This window comes from Pseudomonas sp. NPDC087346 (assembly GCF_044744235.1).
In the GTDB taxonomy this organism is placed as follows: domain Bacteria; phylum Pseudomonadota; class Gammaproteobacteria; order Pseudomonadales; family Pseudomonadaceae; genus Aquipseudomonas.
Genome location: NZ_JBIUXX010000133.1, coordinates 1 through 4,428 on the forward strand (window position 1 = coordinate 1; position 4,428 = coordinate 4,428).

At 59.6% G+C, this 4,428-nt stretch carries 7 protein-coding genes; all 7 read right to left on the reverse strand.

Translation table 11 applies throughout. The features are described from left to right. Positions 1 to 156: 156 nt before the first annotated feature. Positions 157 to 1,296 (reverse strand): flagellar biosynthesis protein FlhB, encoded by a 1,140-nt coding sequence (gene flhB / locus ACIOZM_RS31225; RefSeq protein ID WP_401221424.1) that lies wholly within the window; start codon positions 1,294 to 1,296, stop codon positions 157 to 159. Positions 1,297 to 1,299: 3 nt separating this feature from the next. After that, entirely contained in the window at positions 1,300 to 2,085 is a 786-nt protein-coding gene (fliR, locus tag ACIOZM_RS31230) for a flagellar biosynthetic protein FliR (protein WP_401221427.1), read from the reverse strand. 3 nt (positions 2,086 to 2,088) lie between these two features. Continuing rightward, positions 2,089 to 2,358, reverse strand: a complete 270-nt coding sequence (gene fliQ / locus ACIOZM_RS31235; RefSeq protein WP_007920026.1) for a flagellar biosynthesis protein FliQ — start codon at positions 2,356 to 2,358, stop codon at positions 2,089 to 2,091. Then, positions 2,355 to 3,113, reverse strand: coding sequence for a flagellar type III secretion system pore protein FliP (fliP, locus tag ACIOZM_RS31240; protein WP_283437238.1), 759 nt, complete (start codon positions 3,111 to 3,113; stop codon positions 2,355 to 2,357). Before fliP ends, fliQ begins: the two co-directional genes overlap by 4 nt. Then, positions 3,113 to 3,571 carry a flagellar biosynthetic protein FliO gene (gene fliO, locus ACIOZM_RS31245; RefSeq protein ID WP_401221430.1) on the reverse strand — a complete coding sequence of 153 codons (459 nt, stop codon included), beginning with the start codon at positions 3,569 to 3,571 and terminating at the stop codon, positions 3,113 to 3,115. The genes fliP and fliO overlap by 1 nt, the downstream gene beginning before the upstream one ends. Then, on the reverse strand, positions 3,572 to 4,021 hold the full coding sequence (gene fliN / locus ACIOZM_RS31250) for a flagellar motor switch protein FliN (RefSeq protein ID WP_007920031.1): 450 nt from the start codon (positions 4,019 to 4,021) through the stop codon (positions 3,572 to 3,574). A gap of 56 nt (positions 4,022 to 4,077) precedes the next feature. Continuing rightward, positions 4,078 to 4,428: FliM/FliN family flagellar motor switch protein (locus ACIOZM_RS31255; protein WP_401221432.1), on the reverse strand; the 351-nt coding region annotated here is incomplete at its 5' end.

Below are 4,428 nucleotides of genomic sequence, written 5' to 3' on the forward strand. Positions count from 1 at the left end.
AGAAGTCACAGGTTTTGGGGCTGCTGCGCAACCCGACGGGGATAAATCCCCTCGCCACAATGATTTCTGCAATGGCCGGAGTTTCATTGGGTCAGGTATAAAAAACCGCCATCCCATTCAACCGGGACGGCGGTTTTTTGTTTCATCACAGTAACGTCAGGAATCGCGCCACAGATCCGGCGGGATCGGCAGATCGTCCTTCAGTGGGTCCGGACGTTTACCTTTGCCGGCGCGGAACTGACGGATCTGGTAGACGTAGGCCAGAACCTGAGCGACCGCCAGATACAGGCCGCCGGGGATTTCCTGATCGAGTTCCGTGGAGTAGTAGATCGAACGCGCCAGGCCTGCGGACTCAAGCAACATGACGTTGTTGGCCACGGCGATTTCGCGGATTTTCAGTGCCAGGAAGTCGCTGCCCTTGGCCAGCAAGATCGGCGCGCCGCCCTTCTCGGAGTCGTACTTGAGTGCGACGGCGTAGTGGGTCGGGTTGGTGATGACCACGTCGGCGTCGGGAATCGCCGCCATCATCCGCCGCTGCGACATTTCGCGCTGGGTCTGACGGATGCGTTGTTTGACCTCCGGGCGACCTTCCTGATCCTTGTGCTCGTCGCGCACTTCCTGCTTGGTCATCAGCAGTTTCTTGTGGCTTTCCCACAGCTGCACCGGCACATCGACGGCGGCGATGATGATCAAGCCACACGCTAGCCACAAGGAACTCCAGCCCACCACCATCAAGCTGTGAATGATCGCTTGCTCCAACGGCTCGTGGGCAATACGCAGCAGGTCATCAATGTCGGATGACAACACCGCCAGCGCCACAAACAAGGTAATCGTAAATTTGGCCAGCGCCTTGAGCAGTTCGATAATCGCCTTCATCGAAAACATGCGCTTGAGGCCTGCACCCGGGTTCATCCGACTGAACTTGGGCGCCATGGAGCCCGCCGCGAACAGCCAGCCACCGAGGGAAATCGGCCCGATCAGTGCGGCCAGCAACAGGGTGATCATGATCGGCTGAATCGCCAGCAGCGCAATCTTCCCCGACTGCAGCAGAAACGCGCCCATCGAGCCCTGATCCATGATCACTTCTCGCGTCAGCGTGAAGTTCAGACGCATCAGGTCCATCAGTTCCTGCGCCAGCATGCCGCCGAATATCAGCAGGGCACTGGCTCCGGCAATCATTACGGCGAGGGTGTTGAGCTCTTTGGAACGGGCAATCTCACCCTTCTCACGGGAATCCTTTTTACGTTTCTCCGTGGGGTCTTCTGTTTTGTCCTGACCGCTTTCGCTCTCAGCCATGACTCAGCTCGCTCGCGCCAGTTCGCGTAACAACTGCAAGGCCTCGACGGCCAGCGGTTGATACTGATTGAGAATGTCCGCCAGACCGACCCAGACAATGAACAGGCCAAGCACCAGGGTCAGCGGGAAACCGATAGAGAAAATGTTCAGTTGCGGCGCGGCACGGGTCATCACGCCGAAGGCAATGTTGACCACCAGCAGCGCAGTGACTGCCGGCAATACCAACAACAACGCAGCACCGAGTACCCAGCCGAGTTTGCCGGCCAGCTCCCAGTATTGCGCGGTCATCAATCCGCCGCCGACCGGCAACGTAGTGAAGCTTTCGGTGAGGACTTCGAACACCACCAGATGGCCATTCATCGACAGGAACAGCAACGTCACCAGCATGGTGAAGAATTGCCCGATCACCGCCACCGACACGCCGTTGGCCGGGTCGACCATCGAGGCGAAGCCCATGCCCATCTGCACCGCCACAATCTGCCCCGCCACCGCAAACGCCTGGAAGAACAGCTGCAAGGAGAAACCGAGCATTGCGCCGATAAGGATCTGCTCGGCAATCAGCAGCAGACCGCTGAGATCCAGCGGACTGACCGCCGGCATCGGCGGCAGGCCAGGCACAATCACCACAGTAATCGCCACGGCGAAATACAGGCGTACGCGCCGGGGAACCAGGGTGGTGCCGAAGATCGGCATCACCATCAGCATCGACGTCACGCGAAACAGCGGCAACATGAATGTCGCCACCCAGGAACTGATCTGGGTGTCGGTCAGCTGAAGCATCGACTGCATGGCTTAGCCGATGACCATCGGAATGTTTTTGTACAACTGGATGATGTATTCCATGAAGGTCTGCACGATCCACGGACCGGCGACAATCAGGGTCACCAGCATTACCAGCAGACGCGGCAGGAAGCTCAAGGTCTGTTCGTTGATCTGCGTCGCGGCCTGGAACATCGCCACCAGCAAGCCCACCAACAGACTCGGCACCACCAGAATCGCGACCATCAGCGTGGTCAGCCACAACGCTTCACGAAATATGTCGACCGCGACTTCTGGCGTCATGGCGTAACACCTCCAAAACTGCTCGCCAAAGTGCCGATAATCAGCGCCCAGCCATCCACCAATACGAACAGCATGATTTTGAACGGCAGCGAGATGATCAGCGGCGAGAGCATCATCATACCCATCGCCATCAGCACGCTCGCGACCACCAGGTCGATGATCAGGAACGGAATGAAGATCATGAAGCCAATCTGGAACGCGGTTTTCAGCTCGGAGGTGACGAACGCCGGTACCAGAATGGTCAGCGGCGCCTGATCCGGCGTAGCGATGTCGGTGCGCTTGGACAGGCGCATGAACAGCTCCAGATCACTGGTGCGAGTCTGCGCGAGCATGAAGTCCTTGATCGGCACCTGAGCCTTTTCCACCGCTTGCTGCGCGGTGAGTTTTTCCGCCAGATACGGCTGCAACGCATCGTTGTTCACCCGATCAAATACCGGCGCCATGATGAACATGGTCAGGAACAGTGCCATACCGGTGAGGATCTGGTTCGACGGCGTCTGCTGCAAGCCAAGGGCCTGACGCAGGATCGAGAAGACGATGATGATCCGGGTGAAACTGGTCATCAGAATGACCGCCGCCGGAATAAAACTCAGCGCCGTCATGATCAGCAGGATCTGCAGGCTGACCGAGTATTCCTGCGCGCCATTGGCGTTGGTGCCCAGCGTGATCGCCGGGATCGACAATGGATCGGCGGCAAACGCCAGCGGCGCGGCCAGCAACAGAGCCAGGGTCAAGACGATGCGTAGCGCACCCATTACTTCTTATCCTTCTGATCCTTGCCGAGAATCTTCAGCAGATGCTGGGCAAACTCCGGGGTGGCTTTTTCGCTGGTGTCCGGCACCTGCACTGGCTCCTTCATCACGTGCAGCGCGGTGATGGTGCCGGGGCTGAGACCGAGCAGAATCTGCTCGTTGCCGACCTGCACCAGCATCAGCCGATCACGCGGACCTAGCGCACGGGAGCCGACGATATCGATCACCTGGCCCTTGCCCGCAGGGCCGGCCTGCTGCACCCGGCGCAGCAGCCAGGCGAGGAAGAAGATCAACCCCAACACCAGCAACAGGCCGAACACCAACTGCGTCAGTTGCCCGGCCACACCACCGCCAACCGCAGGCACGGCGGCAGCGGCAGTCGCTGCAACCGGCTCGGCCGCCATGACACCCAGCGGCAAGGCCAGCGCCAATCCGAGCAAACCACCGATAAGCTTTTTCACTCAGCGCAGCTTCTTGATGCGTTCGCTTGGGCTGATCACGTCGGTCAGGCGGATGCCGAACTTCTCGTTGACCACAACCACTTCGCCGTGAGCGATCAGGGTGCCGTTGACCAGCACGTCCAGCGGCTCACCGGCCAGACGATCAAGCTCGATCACCGAGCCCTGGTTCAGTTGCAGCAGGTTGCGAATATTGATGTCGGTGCTGCCGACTTCCATCGAAATGGAAACCGGAATGTCGAGGATCACGTCCAGGTTAGGACCGTCCAGCGTCACCGGGTCGTTGTTCTTCGGCACGCTGCCGAATTCTTCCATCGGCAGACGGCTGCCCGATGCAGCGTCGGCAGCCAGCAAGGCGTCGATGTCAGCCTGGCCGTCACCGGTTTCTTCCAGGGCAGCAGCCCATTCGTCAGCCAGTGCCTGGTCGTCCTGGGCGTTCATATCGTCGTTCATCATTTGTCCTCGGCGGGCAAAAATTCAGTTAAATGCTTGGGGGTGAGAGCGCCGCTTCAGCGACGCTCGATCGGCTCGATCACCTGCAACGCGAGGTTGCCTTTGTGCGAGCCCATCTTGACCTTGAAGGCCGGCACGCCATTGGCGCGCATGATCATTTCGTCCGGCATCTCGACCGGGATCACATCGCCCGGCTGCATGTGCAGGATGTCGCGCAGCTTCAACTGGCGGCGAGCGACGGTGGCGCCAATCGGCACATCGACATCGAGCACGTCCTGACGCAGGGCGTTGACCCAGCGCTCGTCCTGATCGTCGAGGTCCGACTGGAAACCGGCGTCGAGCATTTCGCGTACCGGCTCGATCATCGAGTACGGCATGGTTACGTGCAGATCGCCGCCACCGCCGTC

Coding starts and splice junctions, on each gene's coding strand:
- fliQ (WP_007920026.1), bottom strand. CDS start 2,358: ATGACGCCAGAAGTCGCGGTCGACATATTTCGTGAAGCGTTGTGGCTG.
- flhB (WP_401221424.1), bottom strand. CDS start 1,296: ATGGCTGAGAGCGAAAGCGGTCAGGACAAAACAGAAGACCCCACGGAG.
- fliN (WP_007920031.1), bottom strand. CDS start 4,021: ATGAACGACGATATGAACGCCCAGGACGACCAGGCACTGGCTGACGAA.
- fliP (WP_283437238.1), bottom strand. CDS start 3,113: ATGGGTGCGCTACGCATCGTCTTGACCCTGGCTCTGTTGCTGGCCGCG.
- fliR (WP_401221427.1), bottom strand. CDS start 2,085: ATGCAGTCGATGCTTCAGCTGACCGACACCCAGATCAGTTCCTGGGTG.